The sequence below is a fragment of the Trinickia diaoshuihuensis genome, assembly GCF_003390925.1.
GTDB lineage: Bacteria > Pseudomonadota > Gammaproteobacteria > Burkholderiales > Burkholderiaceae > Trinickia > Trinickia diaoshuihuensis.
Genome location: NZ_QUBS01000018.1, coordinates 52,081 through 74,078, shown reverse-complemented (window position 1 = coordinate 74,078; position 21,998 = coordinate 52,081). Strand labels below are relative to the sequence as shown.

The 21,998-nt window shown below is 65.0% G+C and carries 15 protein-coding genes; 9 read left to right on the top strand and 6 right to left on the bottom strand.

Translation table 11 applies throughout. The annotated features are described in order from the left end of the window. The first annotated feature begins 101 nt into the window (after positions 1-101). Positions 102-1,649, top strand: coding sequence for a MocR-like pyridoxine biosynthesis transcription factor PdxR (pdxR, locus tag DXT59_RS03970; RefSeq protein WP_116135633.1), 1,548 nt, complete (start codon positions 102-104; stop codon positions 1,647-1,649). 14 nt (positions 1,650-1,663) lie between these two features. Here pdxR and DXT59_RS03965 read toward each other — a convergent pair whose 3' ends face one another. Continuing rightward, positions 1,664-2,884 carry a polysaccharide pyruvyl transferase family protein gene (locus DXT59_RS03965; RefSeq protein WP_240324390.1) on the bottom strand — a complete coding sequence of 407 codons (1,221 nt, stop codon included), beginning with the start codon at positions 2,882-2,884 and terminating at the stop codon, positions 1,664-1,666. Between the two features lie 138 nt (positions 2,885-3,022). Here DXT59_RS03965 and DXT59_RS03960 point away from each other — a divergent pair, with 138 nt between their 5' ends. Beyond that, the gene (locus DXT59_RS03960; RefSeq protein WP_116135632.1) at positions 3,023-3,517 is read left to right on the top strand and encodes a GNAT family N-acetyltransferase; all 495 of its coding nucleotides are present in this window, start codon (positions 3,023-3,025) and stop codon (positions 3,515-3,517) included. 20 nt (positions 3,518-3,537) lie between these two features. Here DXT59_RS03960 and DXT59_RS03955 read toward each other — a convergent pair whose 3' ends face one another. Continuing rightward, positions 3,538-4,413 (bottom strand): cytochrome c oxidase assembly protein, encoded by an 876-nt coding sequence (locus tag DXT59_RS03955; RefSeq protein WP_116135631.1) that lies wholly within the window; start codon positions 4,411-4,413, stop codon positions 3,538-3,540. A gap of 12 nt (positions 4,414-4,425) precedes the next feature. Further along, positions 4,426-5,106, bottom strand: a complete 681-nt coding sequence (locus DXT59_RS03950; RefSeq protein WP_116135630.1) for an SCO family protein — start codon at positions 5,104-5,106, stop codon at positions 4,426-4,428. A gap of 315 nt (positions 5,107-5,421) precedes the next feature. On the opposite strand from DXT59_RS03950, the gene otsB reads away from it, so the two are divergent. Continuing rightward, positions 5,422-6,174: a trehalose-phosphatase gene (gene otsB / locus DXT59_RS03945; protein WP_116135629.1), complete on the top strand. Its 753-nt coding sequence runs from the start codon at positions 5,422-5,424 to the stop codon at positions 6,172-6,174. Beyond that, positions 6,171-7,658 (top strand): alpha,alpha-trehalose-phosphate synthase (UDP-forming), encoded by a 1,488-nt coding sequence (gene otsA, locus DXT59_RS03940; protein WP_116135628.1) that lies wholly within the window; start codon positions 6,171-6,173, stop codon positions 7,656-7,658. The genes otsB and otsA overlap by 4 nt, the downstream gene beginning before the upstream one ends. 52 nt (positions 7,659-7,710) lie before the next feature. Here otsA and DXT59_RS03935 read toward each other — a convergent pair whose 3' ends face one another. Next, entirely contained in the window at positions 7,711-9,579 is a 1,869-nt protein-coding gene (locus DXT59_RS03935) for an ABC transporter ATP-binding protein (protein WP_240324389.1), read from the bottom strand. A 734-nt stretch (positions 9,580-10,313) separates the two neighbouring features. Here DXT59_RS03935 and DXT59_RS03930 point away from each other — a divergent pair. From DXT59_RS03930 to uvrA, 5 genes are all read left to right on the top strand, one after another. After that, a complete protein-coding gene (locus tag DXT59_RS03930) occupies positions 10,314-11,378 on the top strand; it encodes a glycosyltransferase family 4 protein (RefSeq protein WP_116135627.1) in 1,065 nt (354 codons plus the stop codon). A gap of 226 nt (positions 11,379-11,604) precedes the next feature. Beyond that, complete coding sequence (locus DXT59_RS03925) at positions 11,605-12,441, top strand: hypothetical protein (RefSeq protein ID WP_116135626.1); 837 nt, start codon at positions 11,605-11,607, stop codon at positions 12,439-12,441. Between the two features lie 44 nt (positions 12,442-12,485). Continuing rightward, complete coding sequence (locus tag DXT59_RS03920) at positions 12,486-12,860, top strand: DUF488 domain-containing protein (RefSeq protein WP_116135625.1); 375 nt, start codon at positions 12,486-12,488, stop codon at positions 12,858-12,860. A gap of 16 nt (positions 12,861-12,876) precedes the next feature. After that, positions 12,877-13,488: a uracil-DNA glycosylase family protein gene (locus DXT59_RS03915; protein ID WP_116135624.1), complete on the top strand. Its 612-nt coding sequence runs from the start codon at positions 12,877-12,879 to the stop codon at positions 13,486-13,488. A gap of 193 nt (positions 13,489-13,681) precedes the next feature. Further along, positions 13,682-19,570, top strand: a complete 5,889-nt coding sequence (gene uvrA / locus DXT59_RS03910; protein WP_116135623.1) for an excinuclease ABC subunit UvrA — start codon at positions 13,682-13,684, stop codon at positions 19,568-19,570. A 51-nt stretch (positions 19,571-19,621) separates the two neighbouring features. Here uvrA and DXT59_RS03905 read toward each other — a convergent pair whose 3' ends face one another. Both DXT59_RS03905 and DXT59_RS03900 read right to left on the bottom strand, forming a co-directional pair. After that, entirely contained in the window at positions 19,622-20,893 is a 1,272-nt protein-coding gene (locus tag DXT59_RS03905; protein ID WP_116135622.1) for an MFS transporter, read from the bottom strand. A gap of 93 nt (positions 20,894-20,986) precedes the next feature. Continuing rightward, positions 20,987-21,856, bottom strand: coding sequence for a PadR family transcriptional regulator (locus tag DXT59_RS03900; protein WP_116135621.1), 870 nt, complete (start codon positions 21,854-21,856; stop codon positions 20,987-20,989). Positions 21,857-21,998 lie beyond the last annotated feature (142 nt).

The following is a 21,998-nucleotide window of genomic DNA, read 5'->3' as shown; positions in this document are numbered from 1 at the left end:
GGTGTGGATGGGCGATGACTCCGAATGGATTACCGCGATTGTGCAAGTAAAGTGGCTTATGCTATAGGTCCAATTTATGTTGATTTTTGTGGGCCACAATTATGGCGAGGACGGCTCGAATCGCCGATATTCCGTCGATCGGCACCTTGGATCCCTCGGTGGGGAATTTGAGCCGTCAGGTGATGCAGGCGTTGCGCGAGGCGGTGCGCAAAGGCGAGCTTCGAGCCGGCGATACGTTGCCCTCGACACGATTGCTGGCCGTGGCGCTCGGCGTCTCGCGCGGCACTGTGCTCGCGGCCTACGAACAGCTCATTGCAGAAGGATTCTTGACGGCGAAGGCGGGCTCCGGCACGTGCGTCGCCATGGCGCTGCCGGGGCCGCAGCAAGCTCGTTCGCGCGGCAGCAGATCGGCGCATCGAGCACCTTCGCCGGCGCCGAGCGAGGAGCGTGCGGCTCGCTTGGCGAAGGACTCGATGGGCTTGCCTGAACCGGCGGCGTCGTTCGCGCGTATCGCTCGCGAATTCAAGCCCCTCGCGCCCGTTCCGTTCGCGGTGTCCGTGCCGATGGAATCGACGGCGCCAGGCGATGTCTGGCGCAAGCTCGGCAACAAGCTGCGCGCGAAGGGTCCCGGCGCGCCCGCGGGATACGGCGATCCGCTCGGGGCTTGGGCTTTGCGCGAGGCGATCGCCCACTACGTTCGAAAGTCGCGCTCCGTCCGCTGCGAGCCAGGCCAAGTCATCGTGACGAGCGGCACCCAGCAAGGGCTCTTTCTCGCGAGTCAGGTCCTGTTGGCGCCCGGCGATCAAGTCTGGGCGGAAAACCCGGCTTATCGCGGCGTTACCGCCGTGCTCGAAAGCAGGGGGCATCGGGAGACGACGATACGCGTACCCGTCGACGCCGAAGGGATCGACGTTCGGGCCGGGATCGACATGGCGCCGCGCGCGCGGGCGGCGTTCGTGACGCCCTCGCATCAGTATCCGTTGGGTATGCCGATGAGCATGGCACGGCGTGGCGCGTTGCTCGAATGGGCGAGGGCCGCCCATGCGTGGATCGTCGAGGACGACTACGACAGCGAACTTCGATACCAGGGCTATCCTTTTCCGTCGTTGCAGGGGTTGGAGCCGGAGCGGGTCGTATATCTCGGCACGTTCAGCAAGATCCTGTTCCCCTCGTTGCGGGCGGGCTACGCGATCGTTCCCGATACGCTGGTCGATGCCTTTTGCGGCGCGCGCGTGCTGATGGACCGTCATCCGCCCAACGCGGATCAATATGTGCTGGCGGCATTCTTGGCCGAGGGGCATCTGGAGCGCCACGTGCGTCGCGTGCGCAACGTCTACGCGGTCTATCGAGCGAAGCTGATCGAGACGATCGAGGCGCTGTTGCCCAGCGATGTGGCTTGGGTGGAGCCGGGCGATCAAGGTATGCATCTGGTCCTGTGGCTGGCGCCCGGCGTCGACGATTGCCTCGTCGCCGAGGCGGCGGTCCGCGCCGGGGTTTCGGTCCGCGCTGTCTCGCCGATGTTCGCGCCCGGTACGGCGCGGCCGGGCTTGGTCCTAGGTTTCGGCGGATTCAGCCACGCGCAGATGATCGATGCGGCACGGCGGCTAAGCGCCGTTATCGTAGACGCTGCGACGGGCGGCTCTTCTTAGCACCTGCCCGTGCGTCAACCTGTGAGCGCGACGGCACGTTCGAAGCCGGCTCGATAGTCGTCGACGAGCGCTTGTGCGCGGCGCTCCAGCCGCCGCCGATCGACGCCGAGCGCGGTGGCGATGCCCTGCGCGAGGTATGGCACGCCGACCTCGCCGGGCGCTGACGCGTCCTCCCACGTGCGAGCGAATGCCGTCTGCTTGCTGTGCGCGGTCGTACGAGCAGGGTGGCGCAAATTTAAATGCGGCACGGCGAAGGCGGCCGCGACGATACTGCCGTGAAGGCTGCTGCCGCAATAGGCGCGGCTACCGGCAATTACGGCGCAGATATCCCAAAGATTCGCCGACGCCATGAGGCGGGCCGACGGTGTTCGCATGCGCAGCCGCGTCCGTTCATAGGCTTCCAGCGTGTCATGCCACGGCGCGATGCCCGCGCGAAAGAAGGCGACGCCTAGATCGTTCGAAGCCGCGGCAGTATCGAGCTGCGTGGCGATTTCGTCGAGCGTCCGGTCATCGGCGAAGTCGGCGCTGAACTGCACGGCGAGATAGCCGTTCCGGCATGCTTCTCGGATCGAAGATACGGTCTCGCCCATGGCATGCTCGCGCACGGTCTCGCCGAAAAGTTCTGCGACCATGACCGCCGGGTCGGGCAGGCGCCGCGTCGCGATGCCTTCCGCTTCGAGTAGGCGTTGGGTGACGGCGTCGCGCACGGTAATGTCGTCGGCATGCTTCAGTGCGTCGATCACCTCGGCGCGCATGAGCGCGTCGCGCTCCCCGAGTTCGACGCCGCCGACCGCATTAAACAGTACCCGGCGCGCGCAAGAGAAATCCGCTTTGGACAAGACGTATGGGGCATGCGCCGGTAGGCCTAGATTAGCGAGCGCCCATTCGCGCGGATGGCGCAACCACTCCCGTTGCGCGCCGATGCGCGCGTGCACTTGGTCTTCGGGTGCGAGCATGACGGCTGCTTCCCACGCGTCGCAAGTCAGTAACTCGCCGCCTACGTGGACGATGTCGAACGATTGGTCGCCCGTCGAGCCGAGTTGCGTCGCAATCGCTTCGACGCGATGCCCGCCGAATTCTCGTAGATCGCGTCCCGCCAAACCCGCGAACCGCAGCCGCCGGCCCGGCAGCATTCGGGCCAACACGTGCGGGAAAAGCAGATCGCCGAAGTTGTGCCGATCGAAGGCACCAAAGAGAATCGTCTCGATCGGCGCGGGGCTCATTGCGTCTTTCATCGGCCTGGCACCCAAGAAAAGCCACGCGGCGGTCGCCGCCAGCGAACATCGTACGCGCCTTGGCAATCGCCGGCTTGCCTGGCATTCGTCCCAATGTCGCGGGATAATCGTTCGGCTCTACTTCCCTAGGACTTGCCCATGGCCGACGTCACCCACGAAACGCAGCAAACGCACGAATCGCTCGAATGGCGCTGGAAGCCGTTCGCTCAACTGACGGCCGACGAAACCTACGACATGCTGGCGGCGCGCAACGCCGTCTTCGTCGTCGAGCAGCAATGCGTCTACAACGATGTGGATGGACTCGACAAAGGCGCGTGGCATTTGTTCGCCTATTCGAACGATGCCGGCGCCCCGCAGCTAGCCGGCTATCTGCGCGTGTTATTGCCGGACGAAACGGACACCGACATCCGCATCGGACGCGTGCTGACGACATCGGAATTTCGTCGCATCGGTCTGGGTAGCGCCATGCTGGCACAAGCGCTCAAGTACATCGTGGCCCAATGGCCCGAGGCGGCGATCAAGCTGCACGCCCAGGCGCATCTGCAAATGTTTTATGGCGCGTTCGGCTTCGAGCCGATCTCGGAGGTGCATGACGACGACGGCATCCCGCATATCTGGATGCGCTCCGTCTAGCGTCGAACGGTATTGACGCATTAATGCGCGTGCGCGGCGGGGGCGGCCGTCGGGCTAGGCGCGGGCGCCTCGCGACGGCGTTCCTCGATCAGCCGCTCACGTGCCGATAGCCGCATCCAGTGGCGCAAGGCAATGAGCGCGCCGAACACGCTCATCATCGATCCCGGGATCCAGAGCAGCAGGCCGCCGATCTGCTGATCGCGAATCGGGCTGATCCACGTGAAAGCCCGTCCGCAAATCGAATAGATCGGATAGAGTTCGCGCGGCGTAAAGAAGATCAGAGCGCCGAGCACGATTTGCGGCGGAATCGCCGCAACGACGATCATGATTCGCCTTCCCGGCGCCAAACGCGCGGGCGGAGCCGGACGCGGATCGAGCACGAGCCACCAGAACAGCAAGCCGTCCACGACCATGCTCCAGTTCATGATGCGGTACAGCCGCCAGTCGAGCATCGCCTTGAAGTGGATCGGCGAGAGCAGCCAAAAGTAGATCAGCCCGACGAACAGCACGACGGCAACGACCGGATGGAACACGGCGTTCAGAACGAAACGCGCCGGCTGCGTGCGTGCGGCGGGACGTAAGCGCCGGCGCCAGTTGAACGGGATGCCCGCGCGCAGCGCGGCGCCCGGATACGACCATGCGATGAAGAATGGGCCGAGGTGGTGGAGCACTAGGTGCTGCAACCGATGCATGAAGAACTCATGCTCGAAGAAATAATCGAGCCGCGTGTGCAGGGCGATATAGAGCGCGACGAGCCCGAACCAGAACGCCACCCGGCGCTGCAACGATACGCGCGCATGCCTCGCGCCGCGCGCATAGAGGATCGCTGCCGTAAGGATGGCGACGACGACTGTCGGCGATGGTTCCCAAGGATCGAGCCAGTAAAGCAAGTTCATTGCGGCTTCCGTTTAAGCATCGTGCTCGATGATGCGTTGCAGATCGTGCGCGATCGCGTCGGCGGTGTCGCTGCTGGTCGCCAGCAGCCGTGCCCGTCCGTCGCGATCGAAGACATAGACGGCCGAGCTATGCGTCACCTCGTAGCTCCCGTTCGGATCGCGCTTTTCCATTTGGTACGCCACGCGATAGCGCTTGGCCAGCGACTCGACTTGCGCATCGGTGCCGGTCAGGCCCCGAATGTGCGCGGCATCGAACGCGCCGACATAGGCATGCAGCGATTGGGGCGTGTCGCGTGCCGGATCGACCGAGATAAAGAGAATCCGCACCTGGCTCGCATCGTGCGCCGGCAGCTTGGCCAATACTTGCATGAGGCGGGCCATCGTTTCGGGGCAGACGTCGGGGCAATGCGTGTAACCGAAATAGACGAGCGTCGTCTGGCCGCGATAAGCCGTGGCGGTCACGTTGTTGCCCGTGTCCTCGGTGAGCTTGAAAGCGAGATCGGGAAGATGCCCCGTCACATCGGTCAGTTGCCAGTGCCCCTCGTCGTGCGAGCAGCTCGCGGCGAGCGCGGCGCAGGCAAGCCCGATCAGGCCGCGCAGCACCCGCGTGCGGGGGCGAACGCGCCGCGCGGGGGTGGCGTTGTTATCGCGGTTATAAGCGGGAGCGAAGGGAGTCGGTTCGACGCGCGGCATGCGTGGCTCGAGAGGGAGGGGCGACACCGAGGCTACTCTGATACGAGCAGCGGCGGCTGTGCCGTTGCGAGCGAGCGAATATAGCGTAAATAGCTGACACTTGCCGTTCATGGGCGCGGGGCGCCTCATGGCGAGGCATTATGTCGCAGGACCAGGCAACATTCGGGGAGGGAGCCGCGATGCGTCATTCGGCGCGGTCGCGCCGGTTTCGAGGCACGGTTGCTCGAAAAGGCGACGCAGGCGCGGTAAGATGCGCAAACTTTTCCGGTTTCTCGCGGCTACGAGCCGCATGAGGCCGTCACACGAACCAAGCTGATGCAATCTTTACCGGCTTTTCTGTCTCCCAGCGAGACGGCGTTCTTCTTCGACTTCGACGGCACCCTCGTCGAACTCGCTCCCACGCCGGACGGCGTGATCGTGCCGCCGGCCGTCGTCGATTCGCTGGCGCAGTTGCGGCGTTTGACGCGCGGCGCCGTTGCCGTCGTGTCGGGCCGCGGCATCGACAGCATCGATGCGTTCCTCGGCATGCCCGACTTGCCCGTGGCCGGCTTGCATGGGGCCGAGCGGCGCGACGCGAGCGGCGATACGGTCCGGCTGGGCTTTAACGACGAGCGCTTGTTGCGTATGGAGCGCGTGCTGGAGGAACTCGTCCGCGCCCATCCGGGAACGCTGCTCGAAATCAAGGGCGCCGCGCTCGCATTGCATTACCGGAACGCGCCGCTCGCTGAAACGGCCGCTCGCGAGGCCACGCAGCGTCTCGTCGACGAGCATGCGGACGCGTACGTCTTGCAGCCCGGCAAAATGGTCTTCGAAATCAAGCCGAAAAACGTCGATAAAGGGCGCGCGCTGACGGCTTTTCTCGACGAGCCGCCCTTTGCCGGACGCAAGCCCGTGTTCGCGGGCGACGATTTGACCGACGAAAAGGCGTTCGCCGTCGTCAACGAGCGCGGCGGGCTCTCCATCAAAGTCGGCGCGGGCGATACGTCGGCTCGCTCGCGCGTGGAGTCGGTCGGCGCCTTCGTCGATTGGCTCGCCGATATCGTCGCCGCCGCACAGCATCGATCATGAGTCGTCTGATTATCGTTTCGAACCGGGTCGCACCGATCTCGGAGGGCGGTCCGGCCGCCGGCGGCTTGGCGGTCGGCGTCTACGACGCGCTCAAGGAAACGGGCGGGATGTGGTTCGGCTGGAGCGGCGAGGTGGTCTCGTCGGGGCAGCCGCAGTTGCAGCTCGTCGAGCAGGGCCCTGTCACGTTTGCGACGATCGGGCTTGCGCGGCGCGACTACGATCAGTACTACCGCGGTTTTTCGAACGCGACGCTGTGGCCCGCGTTTCACTATCGAGCCGATCTCATCCAGTACGACGGTCACGACTTCGAAGGCTATTGGCGCGTCAATACGTGGCTCGCCCAGCAACTCGTTCCGTTGCTGCGGCCCGACGACGTCATTTGGGTGCACGACTATCATCTAATCCCGTTCGCGCAGGCCCTGCGCGTGGCGGGCGTCGAGAATCGGATCGGTTTCTTTCTGCACATCCCGTTTCCGGCCGCCCAAGTGCTGTTGGCCGTCCCGCCGCACCGTGCGCTCGTCGAGGCGCTGTGCTCGTTCGATTTGCTCGGCTTCCAAACGCAAGCGGATGTCCGCGCGTTTTGCGACTACGTGGTGCATGAGGCTGCCGGCGAGATCGAGGGCGGGGCAGATGCCGCACCGTTCGTCGCGGGCTCGCCGGCACGCGTGCGTGCCTTCGGGCGTTCGCTGCGCGCGGCGGCTTATCCGATCGGCGTCTACCCCGACGAAATCGCGCAGCTCGCCAAGTCGGGCTCGCGCGGCAAGTCCGTACGCATGATGCGCCAGACGCTGCATGAGCGAAAACTGATCATGAGCGTCGACCGACTCGATTATTCGAAGGGGCTCGTCGAGCGCTTCCGTGCGTTCGAGCGATTGCTCGATCAAGTTCCGGCCTGCCGCAACAACGTGTCGTACGTGCAAATCGCTCCGCCCACACGCGCGGACATGCATGCCTATCAAGACATCCGGCTGCGGCTCGAGTCGGAACTCGGACGCATTAACGGCCGTTTCGCCGAACTCGATTGGACGCCCATCCGCTACATCCACCGGCAGTACGAGCGATCGGTGCTGGCCGCGCTGTTCCGGCAATCGCACGTCGGCTACGTCACGCCTTTGCGCGACGGGATGAACCTCGTCGCCAAGGAATACGTCTCCGCGCAAGATCCGGACGACCCGGGCGTGCTGGTTTTATCGCGCTTCGCCGGCGCGGCCGACGAGTTGACCGGCGCCTTGATCGTCAATCCGATCGACATCGACGGCATGGCGCAGGCACTCGCCCAAGCGCTCTCGATGCCGCTCGCCGAGCGGCGTGCGCGCTATCGCGACATGATCGCCCAGTTGCGCAGCAATAACGTCTCGGTGTGGCGCGACACCTTCTTGCGCGACCTGGCGCACGAACCTGGGCGGCGCCCGGCGACGAACGCGCAACCGGAGAAGGCCGGTGCAACGCGCGCGAAGACGGCTCGCAAGCGCGTGGCGGCTTGAACGAAAAAGGCCCGGGCATGATGCGCCGGGCCTTTTTGTCTAAAGAGCGAATTCAGGCGACGTGTTCGTCGACCTTATGCCCGCCGGGGTGGTGCAGCGCCGCCTTGCCGTGCTGTTTGGCGAGCAGATCGCGATAGATCCCGGGGCGGTTGCGCAATGCTTCGGGCGAGCCGTCGTCGATGACTTTGCCGGCGCTCATGACGATGATCCGGTCGAAGTTTTGCAGCGTCGACAGACGGTGGGCGATGGCGATGACGGTGCGCCCGACCATGAGCCGGTCGAGGGCCTGCTGGATCGCTTCTTCCGATGCGCTGTCGAGCGCCGAGGTGGCTTCGTCGAGCAATAAAATCGGCGCGTTCTTCAAGATGGCGCGGGCGATGGCGATCCGCTGACGCTGACCGCCCGAGAGCTTGACGCCGCGATCGCCCACGATCGTATCGAAGCCTTCCGGCATCGCCTCGATGAAATCGGTGCAGCGCGCCTCGCGGGCGGCGGCGTGCACTTCCTCGCGCGTCGCCTCGGGCCGGCCGTAGGCGATATTCTCGTAAACCGTCCGATGAAAGAGCGCGATGTCCTGCGGCACGAGCGCGATCGCATGGCGCAGGCTGTCTTGCGTGATGGCGCCGATGTCCTGACCGTCGATCTTGATCGAGCCGCCTTGCGTGTCGTAAAAGCGTTGCAGCAGGGCGAGGACGGTCGATTTGCCGGCCCCCGATTTGCCGACGAGCCCCACGCGCTGCCCGGCTTCGATGTGCAGATCGAACTGATCGAGAATCGGCTTGCGGCGCGGATAGGCGAACGTCACGCCTTCGAAATCGACGCGTCCGCCGTGCGTCACGAGCGGCACGGCGTCTTCCCGATCGGGCATCCCATGCGGCTGCAGCAGCGTTTTGACGGCCTCGGCGAGCCGGGCGATATGCTGCGTCACGTCGACGAGGGCCACGGCCAGATCGCGCGTACCGTGCAAAATCGTGAAGCCGAGCGAGCTCGTGAGCACGATGTCGCCCGAGGTCGCGCGTCCCTGCGTCCATAGCCAAAGCGCCCAGCCGAGCAGTGCGGCCGAGAGAAAGGCGGTGATGACGGCATGCAGCAGGCGCAGACGTTCCAAATACAACAGGCTTTGCTGGCGCGCATCCATCTCCGCCTTGACCGTTTCGCCGAAGCGGCGCTGTTCGCGCAGCGTCATGCCGAAGGCCCGTACGAGCGCCATGTTGCCGATCACGTCGACGAGCTCACCGTCCACGGCCGCCGCTTTCGTCGCGAAGTGGTGATGCCGCGACGAGCCGCGTCCGGCCAGCTTGAAGAGCACCACGGCCAGCACGGCCGAGCACAGCAAGAGCGAGCCCGCCATGACCGGGTTGACCGTCACGATCATGACGATCGCGCCGATCACGGCGATGCAAGGCGGCAACACGTTCCAGGCCATCGTGTTCTCGGACGTGTAAACCGCGTTCGAGGTGGCCGTGATGCGGCTCGCGATGGTGCCCGGTTGACGCTCCGAGAAGTAGGTCGGCGAGTGGCCGGTCAAGTACTGGAACAGGTCGCGGCGCAAGTCGCCCGTTACGTCGACGAATGCATGCGCGGCGACCCAGCCGCCGATGCGCCACAACAAATTGTCGGCGGCGATGAGGCCGACCAGGATCGCGAACGCCCCCCAGAGCGGGCCAGGATGATGCCGGCCCATGCCCAGCACGTCGATCAAATGCTTGATCGCGTATTGCGAGGCGAGCGCGCATCCGACGGCGGCGAAGACGCTCGCCAGCACGATCGCGTGGGAGACGGGGTGGCGCCGGATGTAACTGAGCAAGAACGCGAGCGGGCGGTCGGCATAGCTCGAGAGCCGGGCGTTGCGCGCGTTACGTTCGGCGACGGTCAAATGTTCCAATTGTGGTTCGTGCGAGGCACGCGAAGCGAGTGTCATCAAAGCATAGTCTGCGAGTGGCGTACCGGCAGCCAATCTCGAGCAATAACGAGATAGTGCGGCACGCCGCCATTGTAAACATCCGCGGAACTTCCCCGGGGCTTCACGACGAGCGTTGGGTATGCACAACGCCGGTTTGCGGCAGCGCATCGTCCCGGTTCCATGGAGCAAGTTCGGTGCGCGTCTCGAACGAAAGCTCGATCGAAGCTAACCGTAATTTTCCGATACAATAGCCGGTTATGTCCAAACGCCGCGCAAATGTGACCGGGGAATTGCGGTATTTGGCGGTATTTGGGGCTTGATCGGATGGCCCGGCGGCGTCCTTCGCGCCATCGGCGGGCACGTGCGTTGCACGCGTGGCGTGCCGGCCGGGCGCGCTCGGTGCATCGCCGTACTGTAGGCGCGGTACCGGTGAGCGTGTCGGGCGAAATGTATCCGGTCTGTAACAACGTAAAGAGTTTGAAATCTCGTGCGGCGCAGCATGAAACCGGTTGGATAATCGATCCGGGTTTGCCCTAAGGGATTTTGACGCATGTCGTCAACGGTTGGGCGAGCCGTGCGTTTAACGTCTGTGGCGCGTAGCCCCAAGATCGATCGAGCAGTGTCGTCGACGGCCAAGGGCGAATCGCACCCATCCCGCGGGATGGGTTGCTGCGGCCTGATGCTGGAGCGGGCGATTCGCTTCCAAACAACGTCAATACATTTGCCTGAATTTTTATTAGGAGTCCATCACTATGCGGATCGCTCAAATCGCTCCTTTGCACGAAGCGGTTCCCCCAAAGCTCTATGGCGGAACGGAGCGCGTGGTGTCGTATTTGACGGAAGCGCTCGTTGAACTCGGTCACGACGTCACGCTCTTTGCGAGCGGCGATTCCAAGACGTCGGCGAAGCTCGAAGCGTTCTGGCCGCAGGCGCTGCGTCTCGATCCGTCGATCCGCGACACGATGGCCCCGCATATGTTGCTGCTCGAGGAAGTGCGCCGCCGCGCCGAAGAGTTCGACGTGCTGCATTTCCACATCGACTACTACCCGTTTTCGCTGTTCTCGCGCCAGCCGGTGCCGCATCTGACGACGTTGCACGGCCGTCTCGACCTGCCCGAACTGCAGCCGATCTTCAACACGTTCAACGACGTGCCGGTCGTCTCGATCTCCGATAATCAGCGCATGCCGCTACCGCAGGCAAGCTGGCTCTCGACGGTCTATCACGGCCTGCCGGAAAACCTGCTCACGCCGCGCAAAGACATCGAGCCGAGCTACCTCGCATTCCTCGGCCGCATTTCGCCGGAAAAGCGTGTGGACACGGCCATTCGCATCGCCGAGAAGGCCGGCATGAAGATCAAGATCGCCGCCAAGCTCGACAAGGCCGACCGCGCCTACTATGAAGAGCAGATCAAGCCGCTGTTCTCGCTGCCGCACGTCGAATACATCGGCGAAATCAGCGAGTCGGAGAAGGCCGAATTCCTCGGTGGCGCCCACGCACTGCTGTTCCCGATCGATTGGCCGGAGCCGTTCGGTCTCGTCATGATTGAAGCGATGGCGTGCGGTACGCCGGTGATCGCGTTCAAGCGCGGCTCGGTGCCCGAGGTGATCGAAAACGGCGTGTCGGGTTTCGTCGTCGAAGACGAGCTGTCGGCCGTGGCCGCCGTCAAGCGTTTGTCGTCGCTGCCGCGCGAGAACGTGCGCAAGGCGTTCGAAGAGCGCTTCACGTCGAAGGTGATGGCGCAGAATTACCTCGCGTCGTACGAAAACCTGCTGCGTCAAAAGCGCCGCACGGTGCTGCGCGAAGTCGCCGCCGGTTAAGCGCCCGATACCACAGCGCGCGGGCCGTCGTCTCGCGCGTTGGGGCTTCACCGGGCACACGCCCCGCCTGCCTTGCGGCATGCGGGGCGTGTTGTTTTTATCGGCCTGCGGCGGCGTACCCGCTGTGAGCGGGCTCGGGCTGGGAGTGGGAAAGGCGGCGCCCAAATCCCTATAATGCTGCTGCCGCGGAAACCGCGGCGAATTCGACTGACCTTAGGAGAGCGTCTTGGCGAGAGCGACCCCCACGCGCACAGATCCGGCCCCCGGCGCCGGCACGATGTTTACGCTGCGCGCCATCGGTCTAGTGTTGCTCGCGCGCTGGCTCTACTCCATGTCGCAGATGGGCTATGGCGAGTCGCTCTCTGCCATGGCGTCTTCGCCGTGGGCGTCCATCAACGGCGTCTTTCTGTTTTTGCTGATCGTGCTGCCTGGGGCGCGGGCCCGCGCCGAGCGGCCGTTCCATCCGCTTCCGCAGTGGTTGCGGCAGGCTTTGCGGCTATTTGCGTTCTTGTGTCTGCTGTTCGCACTGTGGTCGATCGGCGTGTTCGTCTGGGCGGCGGGCGGCAGGCGTACGGTCACCGCGATCGCCGAAACGAACGGCTGGCTCGTCGCGGCGCCCGCGCTGTACGCGGCCGTTCTTTGGATTTGCCGCCCGCGCGCACTATGGCGGACGAACGTCGCGGCGCGGCGCTTCGCGATCGGCCGGTATGCGGTATCGATCGATGCGGCGACGCGTACGGTCGTCGTCTGGGTCGAAAGCCGCAAACTCGGCCAATACGACGCGCGAGAACTTTCGGTTAAATGGCCGGCGGCCTCGGCCATCGAGCGCGAGCGTCCGCTGGCGCACGCGCCCCTGGCCGATGGCACGCTCGCGGCCGCGGGGCAGGGCGGCGAGGCCGGCGCGCGCGGACGCGGGTGGGCACGCCGTTCGCAAGTGGAACTGTTATGGGACTCGCCGGCCGCCGTCGGCCACAATCGGCAGACGGTTTTCCGGGCGACGCTCGCGACGGAAGGCGATCGCAGCGCGGCGCACGCGCTCGATGCGACGCTGCGTCAGGTCTAACGCGCGCCGCGGCACTGACACCGCGCCGCGATAGCGTTGGGAGCATGGCCGTGAAGCACAATCGAATCGATATTGCCCGCGCTTACGATCCGCCCGGGGCGGACGGCGGGACGCGTTTTCTCGTGGACCGTATGTGGCCGCGCGGTGTGAGCAAGGCGTCGCTCGGGATCGAGGCGTGGCTGCGCGACGTCGCGCCGAGCACGGAACTGCGACGTTGGTTCGGGCACGAGCCCACGCGTTGGCAAGAATTTCAACGGCGTTACCACGCCGAACTCGATGCCAATCCGGCGTCGTGGCAGCCGATTATCGAGGCGGCCAAGCAAGGGCCCGTCACGCTGCTGTTCGGCGCGCGCGACCGCGAGCACAATCAAGCGGTCGTGTTGCGCGAGTACCTCGCGCGCAAGCTCGCACATCACTGAAATACCGCTTTTTCCGATGTCCTCCTCGTCCCGCACCGCATTGCAGTCGCTGCTCGCCGATATTCGTTCATGCCGTGCCTGCGAAGCGCACCTGCCCCATGGGCCTAGACCCGTTTTGCAAGTGGGGCGCGATGCGCGCATTCTCGTGATCGGCCAGGCCCCGGGTGCGCGGGTACATGCATCGGGAATTCCGTGGGACGACAAAAGCGGCGAGCGCTTGCGCGAGTGGCTCGGCATCGGACCCGAACGCTTTTACGATCCCAGCGCCGTTGCGCTCGTCCCGATGGGGTATTGCTATCCCGGCCGCGGGGCTTCGGGCGACTTGCCACCCCGCCGCGAGTGCGCGGAGCTATGGCTCGACCGAGTGCTCGCGCAAATGCCGCACGTCGAACTGACGTTGCTCGTCGGCGCCTACGCGCAGCGGCGGTTCCTCGGCGACGAACGCCGCGCGAGCTTGACCGAAACGGTTAAGGCGTGGCGCGACTATGGTGAGTCGCGGATGCCGTTGCCTCATCCATCGCCGCGCAATCAGGGCTGGTTCAAGCACCATCCGTGGTTCGAGCGCGAATTGCTGCCCGTGCTGAAAGCGCGGGTCGCGCAGGCGCTGTCCGTCAGTGGCTGTCACTAATTTATCGGTTTCATTTCGACCAATCCTCGGTTCGCGGTTCGTCGGCGGCCTCTTCGTCGAACAAAGCGCGAGGCGTCGCGTTTGTCGCCGGCCAACTTGGCCGCGCAGGACTATCATTGCACCCCTGGCGTGCTGTCTTATCTCGAATGACGGTACGCATCGTTCGGTATAGCGCGTAGAAAGGACACGTCCCATGACATCCGGCGTCATCCGCATTCGCGGAGCTCGTCAACACAATCTCAAAAATATCGATCTCGACCTGCGTACGGGGGAGATGGCCGTCGTTACGGGGCCGTCGGGTTCGGGTAAATCGAGCCTCGTCTTCGACACGCTTTATGCCGAGGGGCAGCGCCGGTACGTCGAAACGTTTAGTGCTTATGCGCGGCAGTTTCTCGATCGGATGGATCGTCCGCAGGTGGATCGCGTCGATGGCGTGCCGCCGGCGATCGCCATCGATCAAACGAACCCCGTACGCAGCTCGCGCTCGACGGTCGGCACGATGACGGAGCTCAACGATCACCTGAAATTGCTCTATGCGCGCGCCGCTCAGCTATTCGACAAGGCGACGGCCGTGCCCGTGCGGCACGACACGCCCGAAACGATCTATGCCGAATTGCTCGCCCGCACGGCCGAGCGCGACGAGCGGCTCGTCGTGACGTTCCCCGTCGAATTGCCGGAGCAAACGAGCGCCGAGGAGGTGACGCAGTGGCTGTCGGCGAGCGGTTATACGCGCATTCAAGCCGAGCGCGAGGCGAGCACGGCGGCCGGGACGCGCAAGGTGCTCGACGTCGTGGCCGACCGTTTCCGCCTGAGCAAGACCGACAAGGCGCGCGCGGTCGAAGCGATCGAGGCTTCGCTCAAGAGAGGCGCGGGCCGCGTGAATGTCTACGTGCTGCCCGATGGCGACGCTACTGCCGATGACGTCGAGCAAGCCCCGCGCATTTGGCGCTTCTCCACGGGCTTGCATTGCCCGGAGAGCGATCTGCGCTATGCGGATCCGCAGCCCGGCTTGTTCTCGTTCAACTCGGCCTATGGCGCGTGCGACGTGTGCCGCGGTTTCGGCCGCGTGATCGGCGTCGACCTTGGGCTCGTGATTCCCGATGTGCGCAAGACGCTGGCGGGCGGGGCGATCAAGCCGATGCAAACGCCGGCTTGGAAAGAGTGTCAGGACGATCTCATGCGCTATGCGGCGCGTGCGCGTATTCGCACGACGACCCCTTGGTCGGAGTTGACCGACGCCGAGCGCGAGTGGGTCATCGACGGTTCGCCGGCTTGGAACGGCGAATGGCAGCGCGAGTGGTACGGCGTGCGGCGCTTTTTCAACTACCTCGAATCGAAAGCGTACAAGATGCACATCCGCGTGCTCTTGTCCAAGTATCGCAGCTACACGCCGTGCGAAACGTGCGGCGGTGCGCGGCTCAAGACCGAATCGTTGCTCTGGCGCCTCGGCACGAAGCAAAACGCCGACGTCGTGCTCGATCCGGCGGCGCGTTTCATGCCGCATGGCGTGGGCTTTACGCGCGCGCAACTCGAAGCGCTGCCGGGCTTGACCGTGCACGACTTGATGTTGCTGCCGATCGGCCGGATTCGCCGCTTCTTCGACGAACTGACGCTGCCGAGCGCATTGCTCGACGACGCCTTGAAACTGCTCGTCGCCGAAGTGCGCACGCGATTGCGTTACCTATGCGACGTCGGCCTCGGCTATCTGACGCTCGATCGGCAAAGCCGGACACTGTCCGGAGGCGAAGTCCAGCGGATCAATCTGACCACGGCGCTCGGCACCTCCCTCACGAAGACCCTCTTCGTGCTCGACGAGCCGAGCATCGGCTTGCATCCGCGCGATCTCGACCGGATCGTCGAAGCCATGCGGCGGCTGCGCGATGCGGGTAATACGCTCGTCGTCGTCGAGCACGATCCGTCGGTGATGCTCGCGGCCGATCGCCTCATCGACATGGGCCCAGGCCCCGGCGAGCGCGGCGGCTCGATCGTATTCGACGGCACGCCGGCCGATATTCGGTCCGCTCCGACATTGACGGGCGAATACCTCGGTGCGCGCAAGCGCGTGGGCGATGCGGCGCAATGGGCGCGCAGACCCGTCGATACCGATACGCCTCGGCTCGTGCTCGAAGGTGCGACGGAGCACAATCTGCGCGACGTGACGGCGGAGATCCCGCTCGGACGGCTCGTATGCGTCACCGGTGTGTCGGGCTCGGGCAAGTCCACGCTCGTGCAAGATGTGTTGTATCCGGCACTGGCCCGCCATCTCGGCCGCGCGACCGAGGCGCCCGGCGCGCATCGCGGCTTGGCCGGCGCGCACTTGATCGCGGACGCCGTCTTCGTCGACCAATCGCCGATCGGAAAGACCGCGCGCTCGAACCCCGCCAGCTACGTCGGCGCCTTCGACGAAATTCGCAAGCTGTTCGCGAAAGCGCCGCTCGCGTTGCAGCGCGGCTATGCGGCGGGCACGTTCAGCTTCAACTCGGGCGACGGGCGTTGCCCCACCTGCGGCGGCTCGGGCTTCGAACACGTCGAGATGCAGTTCCTCTCGGACGTCTATTTGCGCTGTCCCGATTGCGACGGCCGCCGATACCGCGCCGAAGTCCTCGAGGTGACGATCGAACGCGGCGGACGCGCGCTCTCCGTTGCCGACGTGCTCGAGCTGACCGTAACCGAAGCCGTGAATCTGTTTTCGGCCGATGCCGAGGTCGTGCGCGTGCTTACCCCGATCGTCGATGTCGGGCTCGAATACGTGAAGCTCGGCCAGCCCGTGCCGACGCTATCGGGCGGCGAGGCGCAGCGGCTCAAACTGGCGGGCTTTCTCGCCGAGACGAGCGGCAAGATCGGTGCGGAATCCACGCCGGGCGGGCGCTTGTTTATGTTCGACGAGCCCACCACGGGCCTGCATTTCGACGATATCGCCAAGCTCATGCGGGCCTTCGGCAAGTTGCTCGCGCGGGGACATTCGCTGATCGTCATCGAGCACAACCTCGATGTGATACGCGCGGCCGATTGGATCATCGATCTAGGCCCGGAGGGCGGCGACGAGGGTGGCCTCATCGTTGCCGTCGGCACGCCGGACGATATCAAGGCGTGCGAGGCCTCGCATACCGGCCATGCGTTGAAGCAATACGACGAGACGTTGGTCGAGGGCGATGCCGAGGCCTTCGCGGCCGGTGTGCCGTTGCAATCGGCGCTGGCGGCCGCGCGTGCGCGCCGGGCGGTCGAGGGCGACGATGTGGTGCGTATCGTCAATGCGCGCGAGCACAACTTGAAGAGCCTGAACGTCGATATCCCGCATGGCAAGTTCAACGTCGTGACGGGCGTGTCGGGCTCGGGCAAATCGACGCTCGCGTTCGATATCTTGTTCCACGAGGGCCAGCGCCGCTACCTCGAATCGCTCAATGCCTATGCGCGCTCGATCGTTCAGCCCGCGGGACGGCCCGAGGTCGACGCGGTCTACGGCATCCCGCCGACCGTTGCGATCGAGCAGCGTTTGTCGCGCGGGGGCCGTAAGAGTACCGTTGCGACGACGTCCGAAGTCTGGCATTTCTTGCGCTTGCTCTACGTGAAGCTCGGCATTCAGCATTGCGTGCACGACGGTACGCCCGTGAAGCCGCAAAGCGCCGAATCGATCGCCGCGCAATTGCTGCGTGACTACGCGGGCGAACACGTGGGTTTTTTCGCGCCGCTCGTCGTCAACCGCAAGGGTATCTACACCGATCTGGCGAAGTGGGCGAAGGCGCGCGGCCATACGCATCTGCGCGTCGACGGCGAGTTCTTGCCCGTCGATCCGTGGCCGAAGCTCGAACGCTTCCGCGAGCATACGATCGAGTTGCCCGTTGCCGATCTCGTGATCTCGGCCGACAACGAAGCCGAGTTGCGCCGCGCGCTCGATGCGGCGCTCGAGGTGGGCAAGGGCGTCGTGCACTTGCTCGCGCCGCTCGACGGCTTGGCCGACGCGCTGGCCGGGAAGCGCTCGACCGTCGGCATCGGCGAAATGGAAGTGCTGTCGGTCAAGCGCGCGTGCCCCGTGTGCGCGACCAGCTATCCCGAACTCGATCCGCGCATGTTCTCCTACAACAGCAAGCACGGCTGGTGCATGAGCTGCGTGGGGACGGGCCTTGCACTTACGCGCGAACAGCGCGCTGCATACGACGACACGGTACTTGGCGCCGACGACGGCCGTGGCCGCGAGCAGACGCTGCCTTCGGAGGAGCAGGAAATCGAAGGCGTGGTCGATACGCCTTGTCCCGATTGCGGCGGCACGCGGTTGAATGAAACGGCACGCGCGGTGCGCTTCGATGGCCGCTCGATCGTGGACGTGGGACGCTGGACCGTGTCGGACACGCGTGCGTGGATCGATGCGATCGCGCTGTCCGGGCGCGATGCGCAGATCGCGCGTGACGTCGTCAGTGAAATCGCGAGCCGCTTGCGCTTCCTCGAAGAAGTGGGGCTGGGCTACTTGAGCCTCGACCGTGCGGCGCCTAGCTTGTCGGGTGGCGAAGCGCAACGCATCCGGCTCGCGGCGCAACTCGGCAGCAACTTGCAAGGGGTGTGCTATGTCCTCGACGAACCGACGATCGGCTTGCACCCGCGCGACAACCGCATCTTGCTCGATGCGCTGCATCAGCTCGGCGAGAAGGGCAATACGCTCGTGGTCGTCGAGCACGACGAAGACACGATCCGGCGAGCCGACCACATCATCGACATCGGACCGGGCGCCGGCAAGCGCGGCGGCCGGCTCGTGGCCGAAGGCAGCGTGAAAGACTTGGCCGAGCACGCCGATTCGCTGACCGGCCAATTTCTCGCTCGGCCGATCGTGCATCCGCTGCAGCCGCGCCGCGAAGTGCGCGATGCGGCGAAGGCGGCCGTGCCCGACCAATGGCTGACCGTGCACGGGGCATCGCTGCACAACTTGCGCGACGTGACCGCGCGCATCCCGCTGGCGCGGTTGGTCGCCGTGACCGGCGTCTCGGGTTCGGGTAAATCGACGCTCGCGCGCGATGTGCTGATGACGAACCTGCTCGATGCCGTCGGCCGTTCCGTGCTGTCATCGCCGGCCACGCGCCGCGCCCGCAAGGCGGCGCAAGAAGGCGAACGCGCCGCGGCGAAGCCGCGTACCCAGCCTAGCCGCTACGCAAACGCGAGCGCGACGCGCGCGCCCTTGAACGTGACGCACAATTGGCAGGGATGCGCCTCGGTCACGGGATTCGAAGCGATAGACCGCGTGCTCGAAGTCGATCAGACGCCGATCGGCAAAACGCCGCGCTCGTGCCCGGCGACCTACATCGGCGTCTGGGACACGATCCGCAAACTGTTTGCCGATACGCTCGAGGCGAGAGCGCGCGGCTATGCCGCTTCGCGCTTCTCGTTCAATACCGGCGAGGGACGGTGCCCGGCATGCGAGGGACAAGGCGTGCGCACGATCGGCATGAGCTTCTTGCCCGACGTCAAAGTACCGTGCGACGTCTGTCATGGACAGCGCTTCAACCCCGAGACCCTCGCGGTAACCTGGCGCGGCAAGAACATCGGCGACGTGTTGACGATGGAGATCGACGAAGCGGTGGAGTTCTTCGCGTCGATGCCGAGCATCGCCCATCCGCTGCAGTTGATGAAAGACGTGGGTTTGGGCTACTTGACGCTGGGGCAGCCCTCGCCGACGTTATCGGGCGGCGAGGCGCAGCGGATCAAGCTCGTGACGGAACTCGCGAAGGTGAGAGACGACGTCACGCGCCGCGGGCAAAAGGCGCCGCATACGTTCTACGTGCTCGACGAACCCACCGTGGGCCTGCATATGGCCGACGTCGCGCGCCTGATCCGTGTCATGCACCGGCTCGTCGATGCGGGACATAGCGTCATCGTGATCGAACACGACCTCGATGTGATCGCCGAGGCCGATTGGATCATCGACCTCGGACCCGAGGGTGGAGCGGGCGGCGGGACGATCGTCGCCGCCGCCGATCCCGAAACGCTGTCGCGCGTGCGAGATAGCCATACGGGGCAAGCGCTCGCGCCCGTGTTGGCGCGTGGTGCTAAAGAGCGGGGCAAAGAGCCGTCCGGCGAGGGGCGGCGCAGCGCTTGAATATGGGCGGGGTCCGTCTCGCGGCGGGCCCCGCTTGTTCGATGCCGAGCGTTAGACTTCCCCGGCCAACTCCGGTACTGGGGAAGGTGCCTTGGGTCCAGCCGCGGGAGCGCTGGGCGTGGAGCCGCCTCGTATGTATCCTACCCAGACGAGTGCAAGCGCCGCGAGTACGACCGACACCCACCCGTTGATCCCATAACCGACCAGGTGCCCGGCCGTATCGGTCGAGAGCATGACTCCACCGAGCCACGCGCCGCAGCCGGTGCCGAGCGATTGCACGGCGCCGTTCGCGCTGAGGAACGCGCCGCGGTGCTGTGCGTCGGGCACCATCGTCAAAATCGCCTGCATCGGCACGATGCGTCCCGACGAGATGATCATAAACAACGCGAACCCCGGCACCATGATCGAGAATGGCAGATCGGGAAGATGCGTCATGGCGAGGACGAGCGGTAGTGCCAGCACGCCGAAGATCCTAAACACAGCGCGATGTCCGATCCGATCGGCGAGCCGGCCGATCGCGCGCGAGGTGAAGAACGTTGCCGCGCCGCCCGCCATGTAAAGCCACGAGATACGGCTGGGGGCTATACCGTGGTTCGCGACGAGCATCGGCGAGATGAACGGAATCACGAGCATGTGGCCAAGCATGACGACAAACGTCAGTGCGAAGGCCCTCAGATGGCGCGCGTCGGTTAGCAACCGCGTGAGTGCGGGGAGCGTTTGGGCGAGCGTTGGCTGTGCGTTTTTCAGGTGCTCGTCGAGCGAGGGCAGGATGCGCGAAGTGACGATCGCGATCGTGACCGTGAGGACGCCGAGCAGCCAGAACGGCGCCGACCAATGAAAGTATGCGCCCAGCATGACGCCGGCCGGGACGCCCGCGATCGCCGCCATCGAAAACCCGGTCATGATGATGCCGGTGGCGCTGCCGCGCCGCTCGAACGGGACGATATCGGCCACGATGGCCATCACACCCGCGCCAAGGACGCCGCCCGTGAGGCCGGCGAATGCGCGACTCGCGAGCAGCAGCGGATAGCTCGTCGCGCACGCGCAACCGACGTTCGACACCGCGAACAGCAAGTACGCGGCAAGGAGCAGCTTGCGCCGATCGAAGCGATCGATATAAGTGGCGGCGAGCAACGCGGAGAGTCCCGAGCACCACGAGTATGCCGAGACGGCCGCCGCGAACCTCGACGGCGAGATGTCGAAGGCCGGCATGATTTGCGGGCCGAGCGGCATCATCACCATGAAGTCCATGATGAGCGTGAATTGAACGAGCGCGAGGAGCCAGATGAGACTTCGCTCGCGCTTTTGAGGCAGGGCATACATTGTTATTGAAATCCTTGTCGAGGTGCCGGTGGCGGGACGGCGACTGAGATTAGCCGTCGTCACCTCATCTAGACGCGCGAGCGAGGCCCCGCGTTACAGGTTGCTGCCTTCGGGGGCCGGACCGGCGGCCGGCTGACCTTCGATTTGCGCCGCGGCGCGCAGCAAGATCTCCGCGACGCGCAGTTGTTCAGCCTCGTCGGCGTCCAGGCGCCGAAGCAACGCGAGTTTCAGCGCGTACTTCGCTTGGCGCAGCTTCGGGTGCCAACGCGCGTCGCGGCCGCCGTCGTCATCGTCTTCGGCTGCGTAGGCGCGCCGCATCGATTCCATCTTGTGCGCGACGAAGCTGAGCTTGGCGAGCAGCATATCGACCTGATCTTGATTCGCCGCCAAGTGAGCGCGCCCGGCATCCGCGATCTCGTAGCGCTTGCGGTTGCCTTCCTGCTGAACCGTGACGAATCCCAGTTCCTCGAGATACGTCAGCGCAGGGTAGACCATTCCGGGACTGGGCGTATAGAAACCGTTCGAACGCGTTTCCAGCGCCTTGATGAGTTCATAGCCGTGGCGCGGCGTCTCGGCGATCAACGCCAGCAGCATCAACTGCAGGTCCTCGCCGCTGAATTTGCGGCCGCGCGTGAAACTGTCGTCGTCGCCGAAGCCGCGCTCGCCGCGGCCACCCCAAAATCCACCGCCGCCGCCGTGGCCATGGCGATGCCGCCCGATCGCGTGCCATAGCTCGTGCATGAACGAACGCTCGCCGTGGCGCCCATGACGAGCGTGGCTCCGTTCGTGGCCGTGGTCCGAGCGACCATGATGGTGCTCCGGCCTCTCGCTGCGGCGGCCATACCAATGACCGAAGTCAGGGCCGGATTCGGCGGAATGCGAATGGCCATCGGTCCGGTCGCGTCGGCTGTGATGGGCGAGCGGCTCGAAGGCACGCTCGAAGTCGTGAAAGCGATGTCGCATGGGAGGGTCCCCCGTGTCGGTGAATGTGTATCTAAAGATATATATCTAAAGATAGAAAGTCAAGGCGATCGAATGCAGTCCGCGTGGCGGCTGGATGGAGTGGCGGGAATGGTCGTTGCGGACGAAAGCGAGCGGCATATCG